The sequence below is a fragment of the Zoogloea sp. 1C4 genome, assembly GCF_009469605.1.
Lineage (GTDB): Bacteria > Pseudomonadota > Gammaproteobacteria > Burkholderiales > Rhodocyclaceae > Zoogloea > Zoogloea oryzae.
On the sequence record NZ_SSXU01000062.1, the window covers coordinates 1 to 2492 of the forward strand.

General features: G+C 28.0%; 3 protein-coding genes. All 3 read left to right on the forward strand.

Annotated elements, in window-relative coordinates:
* Nucleotides 1-1226: 1226 nt before the first annotated feature.
* Nucleotides 1227-1514, forward strand: coding sequence for a hypothetical protein (locus GH681_RS22650; RefSeq protein ID WP_153163764.1), 288 nt, complete (start codon nt 1227-1229; stop codon nt 1512-1514).
* Nucleotides 1515-1808: 294 nt separating this feature from the next.
* Entirely contained in the window at nt 1809-2192 is a 384-nt protein-coding gene (locus tag GH681_RS22655) for a hypothetical protein (protein ID WP_153163765.1), read from the forward strand.
* 60 nt (nt 2193-2252) lie between these two features.
* Nucleotides 2253-2492 (forward strand): hypothetical protein (locus GH681_RS22660; protein WP_153163766.1); only part of this gene is annotated, 240 nt, incomplete at its 3' end.

Genomic DNA, 2492 nt, shown 5'->3' on the forward strand with positions numbered 1-2492 from the left:
TATTTTTAAATGTGAGAAATTTAGAGAAACACAGTGGTACAAAATAGCAATTAAGAGACAGTGGCGAAGGATTTGTACCAATAGTAAACAGGGTATCAGAATAGGATAACAGTGGGGTAGTGTTTACAAATTTTGATGATAACTAGAAAGTAAATCAAACTGTATATGTTGCTACTAGACCAAATTAGATAAAATCTATTGATAATTCTGGTTCTTTTTCTACTTCTGATAACAGAATAAAAGGGTCAGAGCTAGATGAATCCTTATAGTATTACTTAGCTAATAGTCTAGATGAAAGATATCAGCAAGATGTACAAGAATATATAGAAGCATATAGATAGTATTTTGATAAATATGATTATGCTACTAAAGAAAATCTTGAGAAAGAATTGGAAAAAGTAATACAGAAAATACACGATGGTCTTAAAGCCAGATTATATACTCTGAATAAAAAAGATACTAATGTTACAGATGAATTTAAAGCAGCTTTAACATTACAAATATCTGAATTAGAAAATAGAACAGTAGATAGGATTTAGAACATAACTAACTTTATATATAGTACTAAATATGATATACTATCTACTATAAGACAAATCAGAGATGTAGTAAATGGAGTGTAGGATAAAATGACACTAAAGTAGTTGTTAGATCTAAAACAAGATTTCTTTAATTTCTATTGTCCAATGTTAGATGAATGTGTTAATACTTTATCTGCTACAGAGGAATATAAATATATAGTTGGAGAAAATCTATATAGAAATTTATTAAAGGAAGCAAAAAGAATGCAGACTATTCTAAATGTAGGAGCTAACAATGTTAATAATATGATTACTAAGTAGTCTGCTGAAGAAATTAGAAGAATTGGTATATCTGTTAATAGTCCAACTATAGAAAATTATATATAGGAACATCAAGAAACAGTAGGTAAAGACATATTAGCTATTACTGCTTGGGTAGGAGCTGGAGATAAAATTAATGACGAAGCCATTAGAGCTTTATTTCATATAACTCAAAATGCAGAATTTGAAGTTAATAGAGCTACTTACGAAAAGTATAATAAACTAACAGAACTATTAAAAAAAGCTGGTACTTTTAATCAAAAAAAATTAGTAGAGCTTGATGAAAATGGTTTACCTACTGGATATCTAGTTAGAAAAAGAAACTATGGTAGATTTAACAATGACTATAAACAATTCTTAAAGTAGCTTAGAAGTGATTTAGGCATGTTAGATGTAGATGATTTACGCTCTGTAAAACCAACTATACGTACAGAGTACAATAAAAGAAAAAACAAATGGTTATCAGAACATTGTGAAAGAAAATATACTCCTGAATACTATGAACTATTTAACAATCTATCACCTTTAGCTGCTGATGCTAGAGAATTAGTACAAATCAAAATACACAAATTACTAGATACTGTAAAAGACGCTAATGGATTCTATGACACAAGTAAGTTATCAGAAGAAAATCAAAGTAAACTAAAGGATTTATATTTAGAAAAAAAATAGTTAGCTAGTATATATGGTATAGATGGAAAATTAAAACAAGGTGAAGAATATGAAATAGCTGTAGAACTAGCTGCATTAAATGATAAGTTGTCTAAAGGTATGGTTTTAAAATCAAATAAAGCATTATTTGATAAAATCAAGGCTGAAAAAAAAGCAAATTTATCTGAAGCTCAGTATCAAAGATGGTTATAGTATAATTCTAGAGATGAATATACTCAAGAATTCTATGATGATCTTGCTAAAGTAGAAAGATCTGAAATAAACAATGAATCAGATAAAAAGCTATATGAATAGTTGCAAGAAAGAAAAAGAGCTATACTTAAACAATTTAGAGATGATAAGATACATGAAATTGAAAAGTTAATACCAGGAGTTGCTCAAGCTGAATTAGATAAAATAGATGTAGATTTATATAGGATAAGAAAAAGAAACGGTAAAAAGAAAACTACTGGATTAAAATTTAACGATATAGCTAAAGTGATACCGTCTAAGCTGTTCTATAAACTTAGAGCTGATGCCATTGCTAATGGAACTTTAGCAGAATTTGAAATGACACATTGTAATAGAGATAGTCAAGGTAATATATATCCTAAATCTTATCTTACAACAGTTGTTCCAGTGAAAGAAAAATATATACTTAAAGAACAGCCATCTATTTACTTTTCAGAGGTAGATTAGAATTCTCCATTTGTTAATAAGAACTACAAACCAGAAGTTGAAGACTAGGGAGAATACTATTTGCCTAAATTAGAACTATACGATAATTCAGAAGCATTTAATAAAGTATCTTCAAATGAAGATTTACATGAATTATACAAAGAATGTGTGAATACTCTTAAAGAATCAAATAGCAAACTTACTAATCTTACTAATTTAAGTTCATATAGATTGCCACAAATATCAGGTTCTATGTGGAGATATGTTAGAGCTAGAGGTTTTGAAGGTTTTAAAGAATATTGGAAAGATAAAGTATCTACT

Excerpts from the sequence above, each read along its gene's own strand:
- GH681_RS22650 (WP_153163764.1), top strand. The coding sequence starts at position 1,227 with ATGTTAGATGTAGATGATTTACGCTCTGTAAAACCAACTATACGTACA.